18 protein-coding genes, 4 tRNA genes and 1 riboswitch are annotated in these 22931 nt (G+C 43.6%); of the genes, 5 read left to right on the forward strand and 17 right to left on the reverse strand.

The window, feature by feature from the left end:
* Positions 1 to 815: 815 nt before the first annotated feature.
* The 8 genes from H4I94_RS14330 to secA all read right to left on the reverse strand — a co-directional run bounded on the left by H4I94_RS14330 (position 816) and on the right by secA (position 7197).
* A tRNA-Pro gene (locus H4I94_RS14330) sits at positions 816 to 892 on the reverse strand.
* A 4-nt stretch (positions 893 to 896) separates the two neighbouring features.
* Positions 897 to 972, reverse strand: a tRNA-His gene (locus H4I94_RS14335).
* 39 nt (positions 973 to 1011) lie between these two features.
* Positions 1012 to 1088, reverse strand: a tRNA-Arg gene (locus H4I94_RS14340).
* 44 nt (positions 1089 to 1132) lie between these two features.
* Positions 1133 to 1209: transfer RNA gene (locus tag H4I94_RS14345), tRNA-Pro, on the reverse strand.
* Positions 1210 to 1362: 153 nt separating this feature from the next.
* On the reverse strand, positions 1363 to 2430 hold the full coding sequence (gene nadA / locus H4I94_RS14350; RefSeq protein ID WP_092821088.1) for a quinolinate synthase NadA: 1068 nt from the start codon (positions 2428 to 2430) through the stop codon (positions 1363 to 1365).
* A 153-nt stretch (positions 2431 to 2583) separates the two neighbouring features.
* Positions 2584 to 3804: a bifunctional glutamate N-acetyltransferase/amino-acid acetyltransferase ArgJ gene (gene argJ / locus H4I94_RS14355; protein ID WP_261183536.1), complete on the reverse strand. Its 1221-nt coding sequence runs from the start codon at positions 3802 to 3804 to the stop codon at positions 2584 to 2586.
* Between the two features lie 156 nt (positions 3805 to 3960).
* Complete coding sequence (locus H4I94_RS14360) at positions 3961 to 4281, reverse strand: hypothetical protein (RefSeq protein WP_261183537.1); 321 nt, start codon at positions 4279 to 4281, stop codon at positions 3961 to 3963.
* A gap of 183 nt (positions 4282 to 4464) precedes the next feature.
* Positions 4465 to 7197 carry a preprotein translocase subunit SecA gene (secA, locus tag H4I94_RS14365; RefSeq protein WP_261183538.1) on the reverse strand — a complete coding sequence of 911 codons (2733 nt, stop codon included), beginning with the start codon at positions 7195 to 7197 and terminating at the stop codon, positions 4465 to 4467.
* 339 nt (positions 7198 to 7536) lie between these two features.
* On the opposite strand from secA, the gene H4I94_RS14370 reads away from it, so the two are divergent.
* The 3 genes from H4I94_RS14370 to H4I94_RS14380 all read left to right on the forward strand — a co-directional run bounded on the left by H4I94_RS14370 (position 7537) and on the right by H4I94_RS14380 (position 9966).
* The gene (locus tag H4I94_RS14370; RefSeq protein WP_261183539.1) at positions 7537 to 8178 is read left to right on the forward strand and encodes a peroxiredoxin; all 642 of its coding nucleotides are present in this window, start codon (positions 7537 to 7539) and stop codon (positions 8176 to 8178) included.
* A gap of 394 nt (positions 8179 to 8572) precedes the next feature.
* Positions 8573 to 9388, forward strand: coding sequence for an MBL fold metallo-hydrolase (locus H4I94_RS14375; RefSeq protein ID WP_261183540.1), 816 nt, complete (start codon positions 8573 to 8575; stop codon positions 9386 to 9388).
* Positions 9388 to 9966, forward strand: coding sequence for a dual specificity protein phosphatase family protein (locus tag H4I94_RS14380; protein ID WP_261183557.1), 579 nt, complete (start codon positions 9388 to 9390; stop codon positions 9964 to 9966). Before H4I94_RS14375 ends, H4I94_RS14380 begins: the two co-directional genes overlap by 1 nt.
* Positions 9967 to 9984: 18 nt before the next feature.
* Here the strand turns inward: H4I94_RS14380 and H4I94_RS14385 are convergent, their stop codons facing one another.
* The 5 genes from H4I94_RS14385 to H4I94_RS14405 form a co-directional block, all read right to left on the reverse strand.
* A complete protein-coding gene (locus H4I94_RS14385; protein ID WP_409976767.1) occupies positions 9985 to 11019 on the reverse strand; it encodes an SPOR domain-containing protein in 1035 nt (344 codons plus the stop codon).
* The gene (folC, locus tag H4I94_RS14390; protein WP_261183542.1) at positions 11010 to 12293 is read right to left on the reverse strand and encodes a bifunctional tetrahydrofolate synthase/dihydrofolate synthase; all 1284 of its coding nucleotides are present in this window, start codon (positions 12291 to 12293) and stop codon (positions 11010 to 11012) included. Before folC ends, H4I94_RS14385 begins: the two co-directional genes overlap by 10 nt.
* Positions 12290 to 13186 (reverse strand): acetyl-CoA carboxylase, carboxyltransferase subunit beta, encoded by an 897-nt coding sequence (gene accD, locus H4I94_RS14395; protein WP_261183543.1) that lies wholly within the window; start codon positions 13184 to 13186, stop codon positions 12290 to 12292. Before accD ends, folC begins: the two co-directional genes overlap by 4 nt.
* A complete protein-coding gene (gene trpA / locus H4I94_RS14400) occupies positions 13183 to 13986 on the reverse strand; it encodes a tryptophan synthase subunit alpha (protein ID WP_131274636.1) in 804 nt (267 codons plus the stop codon). Before trpA ends, accD begins: the two co-directional genes overlap by 4 nt.
* A gap of 420 nt (positions 13987 to 14406) precedes the next feature.
* Positions 14407 to 15447: an AraC family transcriptional regulator gene (locus tag H4I94_RS14405; protein ID WP_261183545.1), complete on the reverse strand. Its 1041-nt coding sequence runs from the start codon at positions 15445 to 15447 to the stop codon at positions 14407 to 14409.
* 136 nt (positions 15448 to 15583) lie between these two features.
* Between H4I94_RS14405 and H4I94_RS14410 the strand changes: the two genes are divergently transcribed.
* On the forward strand, positions 15584 to 16462 hold the full coding sequence (locus tag H4I94_RS14410; protein WP_261183547.1) for a metal-dependent hydrolase: 879 nt from the start codon (positions 15584 to 15586) through the stop codon (positions 16460 to 16462).
* Positions 16463 to 16519: 57 nt separating this feature from the next.
* Here H4I94_RS14410 and H4I94_RS14415 read toward each other — a convergent pair whose 3' ends face one another.
* The 4 genes from H4I94_RS14415 to H4I94_RS14430 all read right to left on the reverse strand — a co-directional run bounded on the left by H4I94_RS14415 (position 16520) and on the right by H4I94_RS14430 (position 20624).
* Complete coding sequence (locus H4I94_RS14415; RefSeq protein WP_092821064.1) at positions 16520 to 17512, reverse strand: DUF2804 domain-containing protein; 993 nt, start codon at positions 17510 to 17512, stop codon at positions 16520 to 16522.
* 172 nt (positions 17513 to 17684) lie between these two features.
* Positions 17685 to 18203, reverse strand: a complete 519-nt coding sequence (locus H4I94_RS14420; protein WP_261183548.1) for a DUF1543 domain-containing protein — start codon at positions 18201 to 18203, stop codon at positions 17685 to 17687.
* 566 nt (positions 18204 to 18769) lie between these two features.
* Positions 18770 to 19999, reverse strand: a complete 1230-nt coding sequence (gene trpB, locus H4I94_RS14425; RefSeq protein WP_092820352.1) for a tryptophan synthase subunit beta — start codon at positions 19997 to 19999, stop codon at positions 18770 to 18772.
* Positions 19983 to 20624, reverse strand: a complete 642-nt coding sequence (locus tag H4I94_RS14430) for a phosphoribosylanthranilate isomerase (RefSeq protein ID WP_261183558.1) — start codon at positions 20622 to 20624, stop codon at positions 19983 to 19985. The genes trpB and H4I94_RS14430 overlap by 17 nt, the downstream gene beginning before the upstream one ends.
* A gap of 154 nt (positions 20625 to 20778) precedes the next feature.
* Positions 20779 to 20983, forward strand: a riboswitch (cobalamin riboswitch).
* A 37-nt stretch (positions 20984 to 21020) separates the two neighbouring features.
* Here H4I94_RS14430 and H4I94_RS14435 point away from each other — a divergent pair.
* Positions 21021 to 22865 carry a TonB-dependent receptor plug domain-containing protein gene (locus H4I94_RS14435; RefSeq protein ID WP_261183549.1) on the forward strand — a complete coding sequence of 615 codons (1845 nt, stop codon included), beginning with the start codon at positions 21021 to 21023 and terminating at the stop codon, positions 22863 to 22865.
* Positions 22866 to 22931: the final 66 nt, after the last annotated feature.

The following is a 22931-nucleotide window of genomic DNA, read 5'->3' on the forward strand; positions in this document are numbered from 1 at the left end:
ATCAACCAGTAAAAATCCACACAAGTTGTTCTTCATAATCTCTTAATGATCTTCTTACTGCTTCGTCAGCAGCAAGCTAGGTCGGCTATATTACGCTTTCTTTTCAGAAAGTCAACTGGTAATAAACATTATTTTTAAACTTTCTTTCTAAAACCCAACTCAATCAATTTTAACTAAGTTACTGTTTTATCAGAAGTTTTAATCTTCATCGCCGCCGATGGATGTGCATTCTACAGCATTTCACCCTCAATGCAACACCCTTTTTTAAATAATTCAGCAAAAACATCACGACTGTTTATTTATTCTACAAAACAGCAGGTTTTTATTATTTTTAAGTTTAAATTAACAACAATTTCAGTTCTCCTGACAAACAGGTCAAAATATTTTTCATTCCTCCCAAGAATAAATAATTTTATTCTTTTCTGCTTTTTATGCTTTTAACACTTCCTCTCTTCAATTATAGCCAGCCTTTAAATACAGCTTATTCAAATACATCAACAATCAAAGCAGAAAGTATAGCGAGATTTAACAATAGACTTATCTACACACCCACTCCACACAAGAAGGTATTGTAATTTTGGAGTGGGTCTTTTGTTCAATACCATCATCCAGGCTTAAATAAACTCACTTCACCCCCTCAATGGCTTTAAACCACGAAGATTGAAGATTGAAGATTGAAGATTGAAGATTGAAGATTGAAGATTGAAGATTGAAGATTGAAGATTGAAGATTGAAGATTGAAGATAATTATTAAATTTCAGGCATAAAAAAACCGCATTTAAGCGGATTATTTATTTTTAAGTTGACACTTAAAATGGTCGGAGCAGTAGGATTCGAACCTACGACCCTCTGGTCCCAAACCAGATGCGCTACCAAGCTGCGCCATACTCCGAAATTGGGGTGAATGATGGGATTCGAACCCACGACAACCGGAATCACAATCCGGGGCTCTACCAACTGAGCTACATCCACCGTTACAACATTTTGGTTCTATAATACCAGACTACCAAATGGCGCGCCTGACAGGATTCGAACCTGTGACCATCCGCTTAGAAGGCGGATGCTCTATCCAACTGAGCTACAGGCGCATGACCGATGATATTACTATCATGCGATACTCGCCTTGAAGAATTGGTCGGAGCAGTAGGATTCGAACCTACGACCCTCTGGTCCCAAACCAGATGCGCTACCAAGCTGCGCCATACTCCGATTCATCTCAGCTTTTAGTGTATCGCACATCGTGCGGTACGGGGTGCATTTTAGGCGTGACGCCTAGAGACGTCAACACCTATATTCAAAAAAACTCAAAAAAACGCTTCAACCGCTTATTTATCAAGCATTTTAGGCATTTTTTGATCAAAATTAACGTTTTAAACTCGCACTAAAGCTTAACATACGATCAAGTGGTAATTTAGCGCGTTCTGCAAGAGCAGGATCAACGTGTATTTCTTGATCACCCTTTTGTAAAACCTCTAAAATTCCATCTAATTCGTTCATTGCCATCCACGGACAATGGGCACATGAGCGACAGGTTGCCCCTTCACCTGCAGTCGGTGCTTCGATTAATGTCTTGTTTGGCACAGCTTGTTGCATCTTGTAGAAAATGCCGCGGTCGGTTGCCACAATTAAACGCTCATTTGGAAGCGTTTGTGCGGCTTTAATCAGTTGCGAGGTGCTTCCTACTGCATCTGCAATGTCTACCACTGACTCTGGCGACTCAGGATGAACCAGAACCGCTGCATCCGGATACAATGCTTTCATCTGGGCAATACCGCGGGCACGGAATTCTTCATGCACGATACAGGCACCATCCCATAGCAACATATCTGCACCGGTTTTCTTCTGGATATAACGCCCCAGATGCTGATCAGGTGCCCAGATAATCTTTTCACCCAGGCTATCCAGATGTTCAATAATTTCAACTGCACAGCTTGAGGTCACCACCCAGTCAGCACGTGCTTTAACAGCAGCAGATGTATTTGCATATACAACCACTGTGTGATCGGGATGGGCATCGCAGAATGCTGTAAACTCATCGACCGGACAACCCAAGTCCAGCGAACAGGTCGCTTCCAGGGTAGGCATAAGCACGGTTTTTTCAGGAGAAAGAATTTTTGCTGTTTCTCCCATGAATTTCACCCCAGCGACCACCAAGGTTTTGGCAGGATGGTCTCGGCCAAAACGTGCCATTTCTAATGAATCAGAAACACACCCACCCGACAGTTCTGCAATCTCTTGCACTTCGGGATCACAATAGTAATGAGCGACCAGGACAGCATCACGTTTTTTGAGTTCTGCCAGAATTTGTGCAAACTTCTCCTGTTTGACCTCATCACTTAAATGAATATCTTTAGGTTCGCCTAAACGATCTAAATGCGCCTGCACAATCGATTTTGCTTCATTGGCAATTAAATTGGTCGCATCATTCATAACAACGTCTTCTCTATCTTCATGCTTGCCCTAACACAAGCGTACTCAAGTCACTGATGATATGGGGGCAATTTGCTCATTCACCAGCCCTTTGCCGATTGATTGAATGCTAAAAAAGCCTCACAACGGAGGCTTTGTCATTCAATTTGAATTTTACGAACGGTAATCCGCGTTAATCTTGACATAGTCATAAGACAGATCACAGGTATAGACTGTATCTTTTGCCTGTCCTCGTCCCAAATCGACCCGAATGGTCAATTCAGCCTGAGACATCACGCGTGCACCAGCTTCTTCCGTATAGTCCGCTGCCGCACCACCATCTTTACAGATCTGTACATCATCTAACCAAACCTGGATTTTTTCAACGTCTAAATTTTTAACACCGGCATAACCAATTGCGGCGAGAATACGTCCCCAGTTCGGATCTGAGGCGAAAATTGCAGTTTTCACCAGCGGAGAATGAGCAATGCTATAAGCAACGTCACAACATTCCTGGGTATCTGCTCCACCTTCAACCGCAACGGTAATGAATTTGGTCGCCCCTTCACCATCACGTACAATCAGTTGAGCCAAGCGCTTCATAACACGGGTCAACACATCCAGAACAACCGCATAACGTGCATCGTCAGTTGAGGTAATTTCAGCACCACCCGCTTGACCTGTCGCCACAAAAATACAGGAGTCATTGGTTGAGGTATCACCATCTACGGTAATACGGTTAAATGAAACATTCACCGTGGTTTTTAACAGCTGCTGCACTAGTTCACGGCTGATAGGTGCATCGGTCGCAACATAGCTGAGCATGGTCGCCATATTTGGACGAATCATGCCGGCACCCTTGGAAATGCCGGTCATGGTATAAGTCACACCATCCATTTCAAACTGTTCTGATGCCCCTTTAGGTAGCGTATCCGTGGTCATAATGCCTGTTGCCGCATCTAGCCAAGCATCTTCTTTTAAAGAGTCTAATGCAGGCTGTAAACCATTCACCAAGCGTTCAATCGGCAACTGCTCGCCAATCACACCGGTTGAAAAAGGTAAAATTTCGTTAGTCGATACACCAGCCAGTTCAGCCAGTTTGGCACACGTCGCCTGGGCATTTGCCATACCGGTTTTGCCAGTACCTGCATTGGCATTACCGGTATTAATGACCAGATAACGCGGATTCCCCGCTTGCAAATGAGCTTTACACACATGTACCGGTGCTGCGCAGAATGCATTTTGGGTAAACACACCGGCAACATTTGAACCTTCAGCAAATTCAAAAATAACGAGGTCACGTCGGTTCTGATAGCGTACATATGCTTCAGCTGAACCAATTTTTACACCTTTAACCACATGCATCTGTGGCATTGTTAAGTCGCCCACCGCCATTTTTAAACTTCCAAATAAGTTCGTGATAAAAAGACAGCTTAGTAGAAATTCAGTAAAAAATCGAGTAGAACACTTTGTTTGATTTATTTTTTATCAGTTTGACATTTTCAGGCATAAAAAACCAGTCCGCAGACTGGTTCTAGCAATAGATTAGATTTAGTTGGAAGCTAATTGAGTTGATTCCGATAACAGTGCCTGTTTGGCTTTTTCCTGACTTGCAGCAGATAAAGCCGGATTTGAAGCGACAATGCGGTTTGCATTTGCTACATTTGCAGGCGTAATCGCTGCCGTTTTTAACACCACAGGACGTTGCTGCGGATTCGCAAAGGTATAGCGAATTCCTGTACGCGGACTCATCACCGTCGTGTTTTCATCTTTCACAGCATTTGCTGCGGCATTTTTTGATGGCTCATTGGCAAAAGCCAAACCTGGAATAGCCAAAGCTAAAATCATCAATGGTTGTAATACTTTTTTCATTGTCTTTTCCGCGAGTCAATGTTCATCAATATGCACTAAATACCACTTAATTTGGCGCTCTGCAAACATATTCACATCTTGCAAAAAATAAACTCTTATTTTGTTGCAATAAAAAAACCACTTTATCGATTCAAATCCGGAGGGAAATAAATATATAAAGTGGCTGAATGCTTAAGATAAAAATTAAATTTTACCGTGACATTGCTTGTATTTTAAACCTGAACCGCATGGACAAGGTGAATTACGGCTTGCAGGCGGTGCAAATGTTTGCTCTGCCGGATTAAAGCCCGACTCGACTTCTACAGTTTCAGTACCGGTTAAATCACCCGCTAACAAATTATCAAATTCTGCATGCGTTAGATTCAACTTCATTGCTTCTGCTTGAGCCTGTTGTTGGGCTTCCATTTCAGCCAGTTCTTCAGCTGTAGGAACATGAACACGCGAAAGATCTGTAATTACATCGGATTTAATGACAGCCAACATGTTTACAAACAGGTTAAAGGCTTCTTTCTTGTATTCCTGTTCAGGATTCTTTTGCGCATAACCACGCAAATGAATGCCCTGACGCAAGTAATCCATCGCAGCAAGATGATCTTTCCAGTGACGATCCAAAGCGCTCAACATAAAGTGACGTTCCAGCATGGCTGCTGATTCACTACCCATTTGTTCACGGCGAGTGCGATAGCGTGCGACAATTTCATCAGAAATACGTTCTACCAAAGCTTCTTCGTCTAAACGACGGTCTTCTTCCAGCCATTGATTGACCGGTAAATCAATACCGAGCTCTTCACGCAGTGCATGTTCCAGACCATCGATATCCCATTGGTCATGAATCGATTCAGGTGGAATGTAGTTAGCAATCACACCCTTCACCACTTCATGGTGCATTTCCTCAATGTAATCTTGTAGCGTACTTTCAGCGAGAATTTCATCACGTTGTGAATAGATGATTTTACGCTGTTCGTTATTCACGTCATCGTATTTCAACAGGTTCTTACGAATGTCGAAGTTACGTGCTTCTACCTTACGCTGTGCATTTTCAATCGAACGCGACACCATCTTGTGTTCAATCGCTTCGTCTTCCTGCAAGCCCATCGCACGCATCATGGCAACTACACGATCACCCGCGAAGATACGCATCAGATCATCTTCAAGCGACAGGTAGAAACGTGAAACACCCGGATCCCCCTGACGACCGGCACGACCACGCAGCTGGTTATCGATACGGCGTGATTCATGACGTTCTGAACCGATGATATGCAAGCCGCCAGACGCCAATACCATTTCATGGTTTTGTTCCCATTCAGCTTTTAAGCGTGCTTCATCTTCAGGAGTTGGATTTTCAATTTTGGCAAGTTTGGCTTTCCAGTTACCGCCCAGCAAGATGTCGGTACCACGGCCGGCCATGTTGGTGGCAATGGTCACAGCGCGCGGTGAACCGGCCTGGGCAATAATGTCTGCTTCACGTTCATGCTGTTTGGCATTCAGCACTTCATGCGGAATGCCCGCTTCTTTCAATTTTTCAGAAAGAATTTCAGACGCTTCAATGGTTGCCGTACCAATCAGGATCGGTGCCACACCATCTTCATGCACGCGCTGAATTTCTTGAATAATGGCATTGTATTTACCATTACGGTTTAAATAAATAAGATCGTTTTCATCTTTACGGATCATTGGTCGATGGGTTGGAATCAGTACTACATCCAGACCATAAATTTCTTTCATTTCCGCAGCTTCGGTATCGGCTGTACCGGTCATGCCAGAAAGCTTTTTGTAAAGACGGAAATAGTTCTGGAAAGTGGTGGTTGCCAAAGTCTGGTTTTCAGGCTGAATTTCCAGACCTTCTTTGGCTTCAACCGCTTGGTGTAAACCTTCTGACCAGCGACGACCCGGCATGGTACGCCCGGTATTTTCATCCACAATAATCACTTCGCCATCATGAATGATGTAGTGCACATTACGTTGATACAGGTAGTGCGCACGAATTGCGGCAGAAACATGATGAACCAGGTTCAGGTTAGAGGGTGAATACAGGCTCTCGCCTTCAGCCAGCAAACCCATCTGAATCAACTGGTCTTCTACAGCCTCATAACCGACTTCAGTCATTTCAACCTGACGCTGTTTTTCATCAATCCAGAAATGACCACCATCAGGCACTTTTTCTTCTTTTTGCGCATGAAGTTTTGGCGGAATGCTATTGATGGCTGCATAAAGCTGAGACGAGTCATCACTTTGACCGGAAATGATCAATGGTGTACGCGCCTCATCAATTAGGATCGAATCGACCTCATCGATAATGGCATAGATTAAGCCACGCTGTTTTTTTTCGGCCAGAGAGAACACCATGTTGTCACGCAGGTAGTCGAAACCGAATTCGTTATTGGTACCGTAAGTAATATCGGCACGATAGGCTTCTGCTTTCTCTGTTGGGTCCTGCATGGAATAAATGACACCAATGCTCAAACCCAGGAATTCGAATAAGGGACGGTTTAACTCGGCATCACGCTGTGCCAGATAATCGTTCACAGTGATGACATGTACACCCTGCCCGCTAATGGCATTCAAATAACACGCCAGGGTTCCCATCAGGGTTTTACCTTCACCGGTACGCATTTCTGCAATTTTCCCTTCGTGAAGGGTAATACCACCAATCAGCTGAACATCATAATGACGCATTCCCATGATTCGCTTAGCCGCTTCACGACAAACAGCAAATGCTTCAGGCAATAATTTATCCAGGCTTTCGCCTTTGTTATATCGTTGTTTGAATTCTTCAGTTTTTGCAGATAAGTCTGCATCGCTTAGTGCAGATATCGTCGGCTCGAGCGCATTAATCTTGTCTACGATTTTACGCATGCGTTTGAGTTCGCGCTCATTTTTGGTACCGAAGATGCCTCCGATCAGACTTGCCAACATGAATAGACTCTCTAAATCTTGCTTGTCGAATGAATAAATTTTTTCTCAGTCGTTATTATGGTGCTAGAAATTTGAAGTACAAGGGGTTTGCACAAAACCAGTAAAAAAATTCTGATCACCTGTTCTAGCACATGACAGCCAAGGTCAAACAATGTAACAAATTTTAAACAGCCAATATAGCCATAAACCTAACCGTTCATATTGTTTTTACAAATCAAGTCAGTTTTTATATTCCATATGTTCATAAAGAAATACAAAAACACTATTTTCATTGCATAAAAAAATGCGCCATATTAAGTCTCATCAAGGCTTATAACAAATAATTTGAGGTAATAGAAAATGACATTACGTTTAGGTGATACCGCACCGAATTTTGTGCAGGACTCAAGCGAAGGCACGATTAATTTTTACGACTTTTTGGGCGACAGCTGGGGAATCTTATTTTCCCATCCTGCCGACTACACACCGGTATGTACCACTGAGCTCGGCTATACCGCAAAACTAAAGGATGAATTTGAAAAACGTGGCGTCAAAGCCATTGCCCTGTCGGTTGATGATGTTGAATCCCATAAGGGCTGGATTAAGGATATTAACGAAACCCAGAACACCTCTGTGAACTTTCCAATCATTGCCGATCAAGACCGTAAAGTCTCAACGCTGTATGACTTTATTCACCCGAATGCTAGTGAAACCTTGACGGTTCGTTCTTTGGTGATTATTGATCCGAACAAAAAAGTACGTTTGATTATTACCTATCCTGCTTCGACTGGCCGCAACTTCCATGAAGTTTTGCGTGTGGTTGATTCGCTGCAACTGACTGACAACCATAAGGTAGCCACACCGGCCAACTGGCAGCAAGGTGAAGATGTGGTGATTGTACCTTCTCTTAAAGATGAAGACGAAATCAAGCAACGTTTCCCGAAAGGCTATAAAGCTGTAACCCCTTATTTACGTTTAACGCCACAGCCTGAGCAAAATTAAAAGGATTCCTTTTTAATTTTGCGCAAGACAAGCGCAGCGCGTAGTTTTGGACAAGCAGAGCACTGCTCTGCCCTGAGGAATATATTCCGCAAGAAGACGAGAAGCTAGGCTTCGAGTTAAAATTAAAGTGCTGTCTTATTTTGTCGCAAGACAAGCAAAGCGCGTAGTTTTACTCAGAAAATACTGCTCTACCCTCGCGCGCACAAGGTGAGAAGCTCTGCCGCAAGTATGCAGCAAATACAGGATGAAAATGACGAGCCAAATCCTGATCTTGCTCAAGCCTGTCTGATGACAGGCTTTTTTATTCAGCTCAGAAATTGAATTACAAAATCAAGTTGGCGTTTGTTTCACAGCCAGTTTATAACTAAGCCTAATCATCTTAAGAATAAATATTGTGATCTATAACATTCATCATTTGCATTGTGGCACGATGTGTCCTGTGTGCGGCCCTCTGTTTGGGCAAAAAGGTTTACGTGCCAAAGTGGTTTGTCATTGCCTGCTGCTGGAAACCGATCAAGGCTTGGTATTGGTGGATACCGGTTTAGGCGTACAAGATTATCTGCATACCAAAGCCCGCTTAGGCAATCTGGTTTCACGACTAGGTCGCATCGAAAATAATTTAGAACTCACGGCGCTTGCCCAGATTCAGAACCTGGGCTTTAGCCCCAAAGATGTAAAACATATTCTGATCTCACATCTTGACTTTGATCATGCCGGCGGTATTTCCGATTTTCCGCACGCTACCGTGCATATCCTTTCCAGCGAATATAATGCTACTCAAAACTTTTTTTCCTTAAAAAATAAAGCCCGTTATAAAACCCAGCAATTCAGGCAGCACCGATACTGGAACTTTATAGAACCTGATCAGGGCGAAGCTTGGTTTAACCTGCATCAAGTACAGGGATTTCACATATTTCAGGATGAAATTTTAATGATTCCCCTGCTGGGTCATAGCCAGGGTCATTGCGGGGTTGCCATTAAGCAGAATGATGGCTGGCTGTTTTTCTGTGGTGATGCCTATTTCTCCCACTTGCAACTCAACCCTACAAACAGGCTAAGAACACTGGATAAACTGGAGCGGTTTTTTGCCGAAGACAATCAGAGACGTATAGATAACTTGCACAAAATCCAGCAACTTGCACAAAATGAAAAAAATATCGAGATTATCTGTGCACATGACCCTATTGAACTGGCGCGTTATCTAACATGATGAAAAAAACCATTCTTGCCATTTTACTCTGTAGCTCAAGTTTGACGGGATGCATGACCACAGCTGCATTTTCACCTGAACAACGCCCTGCACACTGGGGGACATTAATTAATCAAACAGATAATTTTTATCAAATTAGCGAGCATGTGTTTCGTAGTGAACAACCCAATGCCGAACTGATTCCGCAATTGAAGGCACACGATATTGATGTGGTGATTAATCTAAGGTCAAGAAACAAAGATCTGACTGTGCTGCCATCCAAAGATTTTAAATTGGTTCATATCCCCATCCACACCTGGGCAATGTCGCGTGAAGATTTATTAGAGGTCATGCGGCAGATTCAGCAAGCCAAAGCCTTAAATCAAAAAGTACTCATCCATTGTTATCACGGTTCAGACCGTACCGGTGCAAGTATAGCCATGTACCGGATTATTTTTGAAAACTGGTCCATTGCGGATGCACTCAATGAAATGAAACATGGCGGTTACGGCTTTCACCCCGTCTGGATTCATATTGAAAAAATATTCATTCCTGAAAATGTAAAATGGATTCAACAGCAACTGTTGAATCCACCTTAGTCTAGTTTCAAGCCAGATTTAGCGCTTATCGAGTGGAACCCAGTCAATCACCCATGCCGACTGCATTCCCAGGCTTTTATCGGCAGTAATTTTTTTACGGGTAGCATCGGCAATATCACGATCTTTAGCCGGTCCCACCATAATGCGAACCCCTTTGGATGTTGGGCTCTTGGTCACTTTATAACCTTTGGCACGCAACTTGGAGGCCAGTGCATCTGCGTTGGCTTCATTGGCGGCCAAGGCCACTTGAACCATCCACTGCTTATCGCCATTTTCCAGCAAATCACGGGCTTTTTCAGCTTCAGCTTTTTTCTTGGCTTCAGCTTTTTTCCTGGCCTCTAATTCACGCTCGGCTTGTTCTTTTTTCTTGGCTTCCAGCGCCTTTTTGGCAGCCAACTGTTTTTCAGCTTCTGCTTTGCGTTTTAATTCCGCCTCATGCTTTGCCTTTTCTTCAGCGGCTTTTTTCTCGGCTGCTTGCTTCGCAGCTAACTGCTTTTCGGCTTCCACTTGGGCCTTACGCTTTTCTTCAGCTATTTTTTTATCAGCATCAGTTCGTTGTTGTTGAGCTGTCTGCTGCTGTAACTTTTTTTCAGCGAGCAACTTTTCATCAGCCAGACGCTTTTGTTTGGCTTTTTCATCTTCTACCAGTTCAGGCGGAATATTATCCGAACTCTGCTGTGCTCCACTGCGAAGCGCATTTAAAGCGGCATATTCTTCGGCTGCCTTACGTGCCGCTTCTGCCTCAGCCTGTTGCTGCATCGCCAAAAACTCGGCTGCACGTGCTTCCTGTTCTGCAACCGCTTTTTCACGTGCCCGGCGTTGTTCTTCAAGTAAACGTTTTTCTGTTTCCACATCAACCGTTAAAGGCTGCAACTGAACCATTCCCCCATCTGCTACCGGCTTTTTTTGCTCAACCTGGGCGGCCAAGTCAGATGTTCTGAGTTCATTCTGGTATATTTCTTCTTTACCCTTTAGAAGCAATGCTGCCAATAAAACACCACCACCTAATAAAACAACGCCTCCCATCCAGCGTTGTTTGCTATTCATTGACATTCTTCCAAATACTCCCATACCGCTTCTAAGGTATGAAATGAACCACATACCAAGATCAGCTGATTATTTTTTGTTTCATTTAGCGCTGATTTAAAAGCCAATTGAACACTATTGAAGTGTTGTACTGTTTCGCCCTGTAACGCTTCATCCAGCTGTTCGACTGCAGCTGCTCGCGGAACGGCTAAGGGTGCAATTTTCCATGTTAAAACAGTATCTTTCAACAAATCTACGACAGATTTGATGTCTTTATCCGTCAACATGGAAAAAACACTGATCACTTCTGTGTACTGTTTATTGTATTCTAAAAATTTTCGCAACTGATTTAACAAAAATTCTACGCCATGCGGATTATGTCCGGCATCAAAAATAACCGTTTTATCTTGAATTTGGCGTATTTCAAAGCGGCCTGGCAATTGTGCCTTTTGAATGCCGTGTGCAATGGCATGCTGAGTCACGTTTAAGCCACTGACCAGAATCGCGGCAACGGCGGTGGAAATATTTTCCAGTGCCAGAGCACCGAGGGGAAGTTTTAAAGTTGTGCCCGATGAGGCAAACATCCAGGCTTGACCATCATCGGTATATTGATAGAAATAATCACGATTGACGGCAAACAATTGTGCCTGACATTCATCGGCTTTGTTTTGTATGGCTTGAGGAAGCTCTTGCGAACCGCCAAAAATCACGGGAATATTCGGACGAATAATCCCGGCTTTCTCGAATGCAATCTTTTCAATGCTATCGCCCAGCCAGTCGGTGTGATCCAGACCAATATTGGTAATCACGGCGACATCCGGATCAATCACATTGACTACATCCAGACGGCCACCCAGCCCGACTTCAAGCACCCAGACATCACATTGCTTGACTTGAAAAATCATAAAAGCTGCCAGTGTGGTGGCTTCAAAGAAAGACAGGGTTAAATCACAGTCACGACGGGCTTGATCCACCTGCACAAAGGCATCTACCAGGGTTTGATCATCCACTTCAATCCCGGCCAGTTTCACCCGTTCATTAAAACGGTAAATATGCGGTGATTGATACAGTCCTACCCGATAACCTTGCGCATTTAAAATGGCAGCCAGAGTAGTGGTGGTTGAACCTTTACCGTTGGTTCCCGCTACAGTCAGCACTTTGGCCTGCGGACGTGTCACACCGAGCTTTTCAGCCACAGGAATAACCCGTTCCAGACCTAAATCAATACCCGTAACGTGAACATGGCTCCAATAATCGAGCCATGTGTTTAAAGAGTCTGTTGCAAGTGGTGCTGTGTTCAAGACAAATTCATCAGTTTCGCGATAATACGATATACAGTATCACGTAATGCGTGACGATGAACAATTTGATCGACTACACCATGATCAAGCAAATATTCTGCGCGTTGGAACGGTTCTTCCAGTTTTTCACGTACAGTTTGCTCAATAACGCGTTTACCCGCAAAGCCGATCATGGCTTTAGGCTCTGCAATATGTACATCACCGAGCATTGCCAATGATGCAGTTACGCCACCATAAACCGGATGGGTCAACACTACTAAATATGGCAGGCCAGCGTCTTTCATTTTTTGAATTGCCGCAGAAGTACGTGCCATTTGCATCAATGACAACATGCCTTCCTGCATGCGTGCACCACCTGATGCAGCAAAACAGATTAAAGGTTGTTTCTCTTTAATGGCGCGCTCAGCAGCTTGCACAAAACGGTCACCTACCACTGTACCCATTGAACCGCCCATAAAGTCGAATTCAAATGCACACGCGATAACAGGAATGTCTTTCAGCAAACCTTGCATTACCACCAAGGCTTCAGTTTCGCCGGTTTTCTTTTGCGCTTCAGACATACGGTCCGGATAGGCTTTGCTATCGACGAATTTCAGCGGATCTTTAGCAACAAATTCCTGACCCAATTCATTTTGAACCTGATCGAAGAACCAGTTTAAGCGATCGCGTGCTTTCATACGCAAATGTTCATCGCATTGTGGACAAACATAGGCATTAAATGTCATCGCGGTACGTGTAACCAGCGCATGACATTCAGGACACTCAACCGTAGGCTCGGTAAATGTTGCTTTGAGTGCAGCTTGCTCATCGGGCACTTGAATACCCGGAACATGACGTTCGGTCCACGGCTTCGCTGGGCTAAGAATTTTGCCTGATTTCACTTCTTGATTCATACTAACTCATCGAGCGCAGCTCGAAGCTCCTTGACTTTATTGACCGTTTCGACAACGGCTTGTTCTGGCGCTAAGTTCGCAAACTGTTTTACAAATGCACTACCAACAATCACAGCATCAGCTGCTACACCCATGGCTTTTGCCGAGGCAGCATCGCTGATCCCAAAACCGACACCCACAGGAACGTCAGTCACAGTTTTAATTTTCTGGATACGGGCTGCCGCTTCAGCAACATCTAAGGTTGCAGCACCGGTTACCCCTTTCAAGGATACATAGTAGATAAAGCCACTGGCCTGATTCGCCACATGCTGAATACGTTCATCAGTCGATGTCGGTGCCAGCAAGAAAATTTGATCCATGTCGAATTTCTTCAACACGTCATCAAAATCTTTGGCTTCTTCAGGCGGCAAGTCCACCAGAAGCACACCATCGACACCGCATTCATTGGCGATTGACACAAACTTTTCATAACCGATCACTTCTACAGGGTTAAGATAACCCATCAAAACCACCGGTGTTTCTGTATCTTTCTGACGGAACTCTTTCACCATGTTCAAAGCATCCAGGGTATTGGTTCCGCCTGCCAGTGCACGTTCCGCTGCAAGGGCAATGACCGGGCCATCCGCCATAGGGTCTGAAAATGGTAGCCCAAGTTCAATCACATCTACCCCAGCCTCAACCATTTGATGTAACAATGGAACGGTTACTTGTGGATGAGGGTCACCTGCCATTACATAAGAAACAAGCGCTTTACGCTGCTGAGATTTAAGCTGTCCAAAACGAGTGGCTAAACGTGACATAGGGTTGTACTTTCCTTGAATTATTAAAAAACTGAGGAGTTGGCTTTGTAGAAATACAAGACAACGCATTGTAACGCTATTTTTTACTCATTGAATAGAGCCTGAGCATTTCACGCTACTTTCGACTCAGCATCTCATTTTTTCAGAACAATCCGAGAGCACCATTTACTGATATTTACGATTTTTTCTCAATGATCAAAGATGCCTAATTTTGCCTTGTAAAAAAATATCCACCACGCGGATAAATTTATTTTTATTGTTAAAAAATTGATAAAAATAATTAAGTTAGCTTTTATTCTTAAAGTTTGGAGCAATAGCAAAACCTGTACTCCACTACTTTTATATAACGCCCAAAGCTCTAGCTGAAGGAGTGCTTGCACAGTTGCATTCACGAACCAAGCGACCTGAACAGGGCGTTTTTTATCGTTCTGACTGGGTTTTGAGTTGCTGCTTTCTCTGTAATAGGGTTTGACCACTATACGCTTTATACGCACGTGCCAACGCCGACTGATCTGAATAACCCAGACACATGGCAATTTCCGTAAAACTCATGGTTTGTAGCAGTAACTGTTCACAGCGTTTCATTCGCTCGGTTTCAAGCAGTTTTTTAAAGGAAGTCTCTTGTTCATAAAGTTGACGCTGCAAGGTTCGTACAGACACATGCAATTCATCCGCAAGCCATTCTATTTTCGGGGTCTGTTCCTTAACTCGCAAATATTCAGCCAGTTTTTGCTGAATATGCAGCAATAGATTTTCATAATGGGGTTTGGCCGCAATGGCATCTTCTGCCTGCCTGAGTAAAAGCTGCATTAAAGAGGGATCCGCCAGCTCGGACTTCAGCCATAAGTTTTCCGCACTGATCTCAAAAGAATAGTTCGACTGTTTAAATGCCACTTTGCAATCAAAGAACGTTTGATAATGATCACCTGCCATTCGTGGACTATGGGCAAAATTGACCTGCAATAACTCAATTTTTTCGGCCGGAAAAATCTGCCGGGCCAAATGCACCATACAGGCCATGGTCATTTCATTGAGCAAGGCATATTTCAAATCATGCAAAGGCCAGCTTAAACTGATCTTTTTGTTCCGTTGATGCATCTGTATCGGGCTAACATCCGCTCCGTCAATCACCAGACGGCTAAAGCGGATCACATATTGCAACGCCTCTGCTACACTGTTACTTCGAGTCGCCATATAGCCCAGTACACCAAAGTGTTCAGGGCGGATCAGGCGGGCCATTTCAAATACCAACTGCGGACAATTCATCTGTTTTTGAGTCAGCTGCATGACTTCTGCAAAAAATGAATAGCTCGATTGCGAATCAATAGGCAAAGATAAAACATAACGCAGGTGTGCTTGGTGCTGCGCTAGACAGGCCAAGCTAAAGAGGTCCATTCCCTGCTGCTGAAAATACATTTGAAGCAACTGAAAATAGCCATTTGGAATTTGCAATTCTTGCACGATGTATCCTGATTATTTTTGACATTTTATATTTTCACTTTGGCGTAAAATGTATAAAAAATGGCAACTACTGTCAAAACAAAACAGAAAAATCCCGACATACTGCAATCATCCCAGGCAATTGAAGTAAAACAACATGAATGCCATTGTCCAAGCACAGGTTATTCCAGTCGTACGTAGCAATCTGGATTTCAAGCTGAATGAAGTACCACGCTTCTGGTTTGGAGGCGATCCGTTTATTACCCGGATGTTCGATGCACTTAGCCTGACTTTCCCGGATGGCGAACGTTATTTTATCCAGTCAGTCCGTCTGTTTCGGGACCAGATTACCGATCCGGATTTAAAGCAGCGTGTGGCAGATTTTATCCGCCAGGAAGCACAGCACGGCATTGCGCATGACAAAATGAATCAGGTCATGAAAGAACAAGGCATGCCGGTCGATCAGTTTATTCAGCGTTTGAATAAAATTTTTAAATTCGAGCTGGAAAAACGTTCTCCGCAATACAATATTGCCATGACGGCTGCCGCTGAGCACTTGACGGCCTTAATGGCAGAAACCTTTTTCGGCAATAAAGAAACGTTAAGAGATGCTCATCCCTTTGTGCGGGCACTGTTTGCCTGGCATGCGATTGAAGAAATGGAGCATCGGGATGTTGCTTTTGACGTGATGAAACAGGTGGGCAATGTACCTGAAAGTACCCGTAAATTTGTTCTGGCATGGACCACCGCATTAATGTTCGGCTTTACCATTTACCGTGCCAATGTCATGTTAAAGCATGACGGATTTAGCCCATTGCAACGTCTGCAAATGAATATTCGCGGACTCCCGTGGTTCTTTGGGAGAAAAGGTACGCTCACCAAAATGAGCAAGCAATATCGCGACTGGTTTAAAAAAGACTTTCATCCCAACCAGCATCCGGTGATTGCCCAATACGAGGTCTGGGTCAAAACCTTAGAAGAAACTGGCGACCCTATACAAGCGGGCGAAGCGTTTTGGCAAGCGGCAAAAGAATAAAAAAAGCCTGCTTATATCGCAGGCTTTTTTTATTTTTGTAGATTAATCACTTGGCGCTTACCACTTGGCATAATGCTGTTCGAGCAAACCATATTCATTGATCAAGACAATTTCCTGATCATCTTGCTGAATGGTCCCGCTAATTTTGGCTTGCCATTGGCTGAACTGACTGCCCACCAGTCTTAAATTCAGATTTTCATAACGTCGCCAGCCCGTTTTGACATCCAGATTTAACTTTTCATCCAGTGAGCGAATGGTCCAGTGTCCCTCATCCAGATGCTGGAACAAAACATCACTGACAGGATACAGCACCCCATTCACCCATAAACAGTTTTCATTACCAAAACTTTCATTGACTCCTGAAGCCAGATTCAAACCGATCCGGTTATTTTGTGCATCCCAAAAATTGCAGGATAACCAGAACCATGCCGTTTCCGGACGCAGAAAACCGCAGGTATCATCCAGCGATGCAAACGTTCTTTCATTAAACTGTATGGTTTCACCCTGCTTATTGATAAAAAAGCCTTCACACGCCAAAGTGGTCAGCTTCTGGGTATAAGTCCAGCCATTGATCCCCGTCGGGCTACACATACTAAGCGGGTTTGTACCTGCACAGAAAATTCGCGCACTGAGCCTAATTTCCCCGTATTTTGTGACATGGATATAACGCACGCCATTGGCATGCTGGATATCAATTTGAAAAGGCGACTTGGAAAAAAAACTCTGGTTATAAAGCGGCTGTTCATCTACCACGGTATTGCGTGATAACAGGTTAATGGCATTCCATTCTAAAACCTCATGGTTTTGATGATTATAAATATAGAAAAAGGCATGCCCAGCCCATGCAATATCGGCAATCGCCAGACCGATCGTATAATGGCCATGCTGAATGCAGCAAAATTTAAACTTTTTATATTTTAATCGCTTGCGCCAACCGGTTAAGACATCGCCATAAGGTGTCTTGTACTGGTATTGATTCAAATCGATGGTTTTAGGGAGGACGCTAAAACGTCCATAATGCGGTTGTCCATTTGATTGAATCAAATCCATTTATCAAATTCCATCTAGCCAAGAGATAACAATTCCTTAGCGTTATTATGCCTATATAAGCGGAACTTGAAAGTGTCAAAAAGCAATTTTCATCGAAAAAATACAAAAATTTATAATATTTCACCTGGTCTAATATTTGATAAATATAATTTATTAATCAATTAGATATAAATTATCCCTCATCCAGCATTAAATAGGTATTTTCCCAGTGGTTCGCTGAAAACTGACCTTCAACCAGCTGTACATAGCGTCCATGAATATGGTCAATCGCAATACAGTCATCCACATCTAATATTCGGTCGGTATGCTGTTTCTGCCAATGCTTGGCAAAATAAGCCTTAGCGTATTGTTTTGCCCCCTTGGCATTTTGCGCCACGACCAGAACATAACGGTGCAGTTCCCCAAATTCTTGAGCGTCGTAGCCACCCAAATTTACTAAAAACAGATGTTCTGAAGATGAATTCGGCGCTGCATCACCAAACTGAATTTGATATTTTTTACCTTCAAATTCAATTCCGTTGATTTGTGCCCAGGCATCAATATGCAGCCCTTTTTGCTCGCCAAACCATGCATGTTTTAATTGAGGATAAACATCTTCAAGAGAATCACCGACTGCCAGTACGACATCATGAACTTCTGTATTGGCACGTGCGTGGCGACCACCGAGCATGACAATAAAAAGACTGGGCATGATTCTCTCCTTAATTTTAATCCTCCTCCCTTACGAAACAGTGTTTCTCATCCTTTTCAAAGGAGGGGGGAACTTTACATGATAAAAGTTAGTTAGGAGAATAATTATTACATCTCAATATGATAAGCGCTGGCGACATGGATGTCGCCCGTTGAGCAGTATTACAGGCAGGTAATATCTGCTCAATACAAAGCCTTTGGTTACTTTGGGCTTTTCCAAAGTAACGTATTATTTCCATGTGTTATATCTTCTCTAAACAACATAAAAAATTGGCAATCAAGCACACGAATTACTGTTTTGAATTAAATTTTGATTCGTAGTGGTACCTTACTTTTGACAGGGCAAAAGTAACAAAACCCTTTTATATTTCTGATGATACTTCCTTGTATCACAGAAATACGGACGACATCCATGTCGTCTATTCACGATTCAAATTTCAGGAAAACTTAGTTGCGGAGTTGAAAAAATCGCATCCAATGACTTGAATGCGATTTTTCAATTCACCCAACCCTCTTTTTGCAAAGGGGGGCTATTCCCTCTTTCTTCAAGAGGATGAGGAAGATGTTTTACATCTCCACCATTTCTACGCCATCAATACGCGCCACAGTCATCAAGTCCTTATCACCACGGCCTGAAACCGTTGCAATAATGATTTGATCTTTAGACATGGTAGGCGCAAGTTTGGTCACGTAAGCCATCGCATGTGAACTTTCCAGTGCCGGAATAATGCCTTCAATCTGGGTTAAATCACGGAAACCTTGCAGTGCCTCTGTGTCCTTGATCGGCACATATTCAACACGGTGCATATCTTTCAAGAAACTGTGTTCAGGCCCAACACCCGGATAATCCAGACCGGCAGAAATGGAATGCGTTTCAATAATCTGGCCTTGCTCATCTGACATCAGGTAAGTACGGTTACCATGCAATACGCCGACATGACCGGCATTTAACGGCGCAGAGTGCTTACCGGTTTCAATCCCCAAACCAGCTGCTTCCACACCATACATTTTCACGTCTTGGTCATTGAGGAATGGATAGAACAAGCCCATTGCATTCGAACCACCACCCACACATGCCACAAGTGCATCTGGCAAGCGGCCTGCCTGTTCCTGAATCTGGCGGCGTGCTTCACGGCCAATGATCGACTGGAAATCACGAACCAGTTGCGGATATGGATGAGGACCGGCCACCGTACCAATCACGTAATAGGTTGAATCAACATTGGTTACCCAGTCACGCATGGCTTCATTCATGGCATCTTTCAATGTTTTTGAACCGCTTTCTACCGGCACAACCGTTGCACCGAGCAGACGCATACGATAGACGTTCATGGCTTGACGTTTCACGTCTTCAGCGCCCATGAACACCACACATTCCAGACCTAAACGCGCCGCAATCGTCGCGGTTGCCACGCCGTGCTGACCTGCACCTGTTTCTGCAATAATACGTTTCTTACCGGAAAGTTTAGCCAGCAGTGCCTGACCAATGGTGTTGTTGATTTTATGTGAGCCGGTATGGTTCAGGTCTTCACGTTTTAAGTAAATTTGCGCACCACCCAACTCTTTTGACCATCGCTCAGCATAATATAAAGGACTAGGACGACCTACATAATAGGCGAGATCACGGTCGAATTCTGCCAGAAACTGTTCGTCATTTTTCATACGGAAATACAGCTTTTCTAGATCTTCTAGAGCTGCCATCAGGGTTTCTGACACAAAACGTCCGCCATGGATACCGAAATGCCCTTTTGCATCAGGGAATTGGGTATAGTCAATCACATTATTTTGCTGATCCACGTAGGACTCCTTGCATAAAGCGTTCGATGAGTTGTTGGTCTTTTATACCTTTTGCGGACTCGACACCGCCACTCACATCCACAGCATAGGCTTGTGTGGTGAGAATTGCCTGCTCGATATTGTCAGGGTTTAAGCCCCCTGCCAAGATGAGCGGAATATTTAATTTTGGAAAAGTGCTCCAGTCAAAGCTATGCCCGGTGCCCCCTTTTAAATCTGGATGCCAGGCATCTAACAGCACAGCACTTGCCCCTGCATCCTGATAATCTTGAATTTCGGCTTGAATATCTAAACCCGGTTTCACCTGGATGGCTTTGTACCAGCGGCGGCCCACTTGCGCTGCAATTTCCTGACATTGTTCAGGTGTTTCATCACCATGAAATTGCAGCATATCCAAGGGCACATCTTTTAAAACGTGTAGAATGTCATCTGCTGATGCATTGACAAATAAACCCACTGTTTGCACATAGGCAGGTACATGCTGGATCAGTTCTTTCGCTTGCTCTTTGGTCACACTGCGTGGACTGGGTGGATAAAATACAAAACCAATTGCATCTGCACCGCTGTTCACCACAGCATGTACGTCGTCAACACGGGTAATTCCACAAATTTTGGCTCGGGTTCGCATGTTTTTGGCTCTAATCTGGCTCAACTAAAACCCAATTTTTGCTCTAAACAGATAGATTGGGGCGAATCATTGTAATGCAATTTTTTTAGCTTGAGTAAAGTTCATCCTGATTATTCTTCATCAATATTGTTTAAATGATATGCAGACCTTATACTGCGCGCATCTTGCAACAAGTCAAGCTTAGGCTTTAGGGAAGTTGGTGCAAATCCAACACTGCCCCCGCAACGGTAAAATGAAAAGCATATCTTTATAAATCAGTTGATTTACACCACTGCATGTTAATGTGGGAAGGTGGATATGTAGCATGCAGATGCATGTGCATTTAAGTCCGGATACCTGCTTGTTGTGTTCTTTAACTCAGTCATTCACGTGGGGTGAATGTATGGAGCGCAAAACATGTCATCTCTTTTTCAGCCTACTGCTTTAGTGGGCACAATTGCTATTGCAATGGGTCTTTCTACCAGTGTTTCTGCAAAAGACACAGCAAATACACCTTCAATAAATACTTCTTTAGATACTTTGGTGGTGACGGCAACCCGTTCTGAAGAAAAAATAAACCTTGTTCCTTCAAGAATTTCAATTATTGAACCTAAAATTGTTGAGCAATCTCCGATTGCCTCCTTTCCTGACCTACTTAAACACGATGCAGCCATCAATATGGTGCAAAGCGGCGGTATGGGGCAACTTGCCGATATTTATTTACGTGGCACTGAATCCGACCATACTTTAGTTTTGCGTGATGGCGTGCGACTGAATAATGCATCTTCTGGCACAGCAAGCCTTGCTTTTATTGATACCACAGATATTAAGCAAATTGAGATTTTAAAAGGCCCTGCTTCTGTTCTGTATGGTACCGATGCCATTGGCGGTGTGGTGCACCTGGTCTCAAAGACACCAGAAAAAAATACGGCGTTTGTAACCGGTGAAATAGGCGAGCATCAAACCTATAAATCTGTCATCGGTGCAGATTTAGCAGAAGACGGTTTCTATGCTCAGGTGCGCGGTCAACGTCTCGAATCCGAGGCAACCAAAGTCACCAATCAAAACACCAATACCAATGCAACAGCTGCTTTTGATCAAAAAGGCTTGAGTACCAAACTTGGCGTTGAAAAAGAGAATTTTGCTGCCTCTGTAGACTACAGTACAAACGAAGGTACGAGCCTATATGATGCTTATACATTTAATGGGGCACTGCTAAAACAAGACTTTGAAAATGAAATGCTTAATCTTCGTGGTCGTGTGAATTTAACGAAACAGCTTGAACTGAATGCACGTTTGTCCCAGTTTAATGATGAAGTAGAGCAAAAAGATTCGACCGATTTCGTGCACAGCAAAACCCGGGAAGCTGAACTCTATACCAAATGGAACTTCATGCCTCAGCAGACTTTGCTGACGGGTGTTACTCATCGCAAGCTGGATGGTGATATTCTGTCTTACGGCACACCATATGATGAAGATGTAAACTCGACTGGATATTATGTTCAACACCAGTTTAAGGGAACGAAGCTCAATACTCAGGTGGGTGTGCGTGTCGAAGATAATGAAAAGTATGGTTCACATACCGTGGGTCAAATCGCTGCACGCTATCAATTGCTTCAATCTACAAGTGTATATGCAAATGTGGGTACAGCATTTAAATCACCAACGTTAAATGAACTTTATAATTCCTGGAACGGCAACCCGGATCTGAACCCTGAAGAAAGCCGCTCTTATGAAATCGGCCTTGACCAAAACCTGGCTTACGGTTTTCAAACCGGCTTATCTGCCTATTACACTGAAGTAAAAGACCTGATCGCATCAGTTAACTTTGGCAAGTTAGGTAACATCAATAAGGCAAGCTATCAAGGCGGTGAATTGTACCTGGGTTGGCAGCAAGCTGATTTATTTGCCAAGGCAACCTATAGCTACGTCAAGCCTGAAAATGAAGAAACCCATGAAGACTTGGGCCGCCGTCCTCGTCAAGGGTTAACCTTAACTACCGGTATTCAAAATGATGTATATGGTATTAGCGCATCTTTAGTGGCCAAGTCCAAATCCAAAGAATGGGATGCAAACTACAAAACGCCGGGCTATGCGACCGTAGATGTAAATGCATTCTGGAATGTAAACCCAAATGTGAAGCTCTTTACTAACATTCAAAACATTGGTGATGTTGAGTACAAGACAGCGTACCAAGACCAAGGTTACTACTATGTCAACGGTGGTCGTCTCGCCTCTGCCGGTGTGACTTTCAAATACTAAGTCTTAACAGCAAAAAATTTTAAAACAGCGCAGTTTATGGATAATGTTATGACCGGCATTATCCTT

The sequence above is a fragment of the Acinetobacter sp. T_3_1 genome, assembly GCF_025377055.1.
Classification (GTDB): Bacteria; Pseudomonadota; Gammaproteobacteria; order Pseudomonadales; family Moraxellaceae; genus Acinetobacter; species Acinetobacter kookii.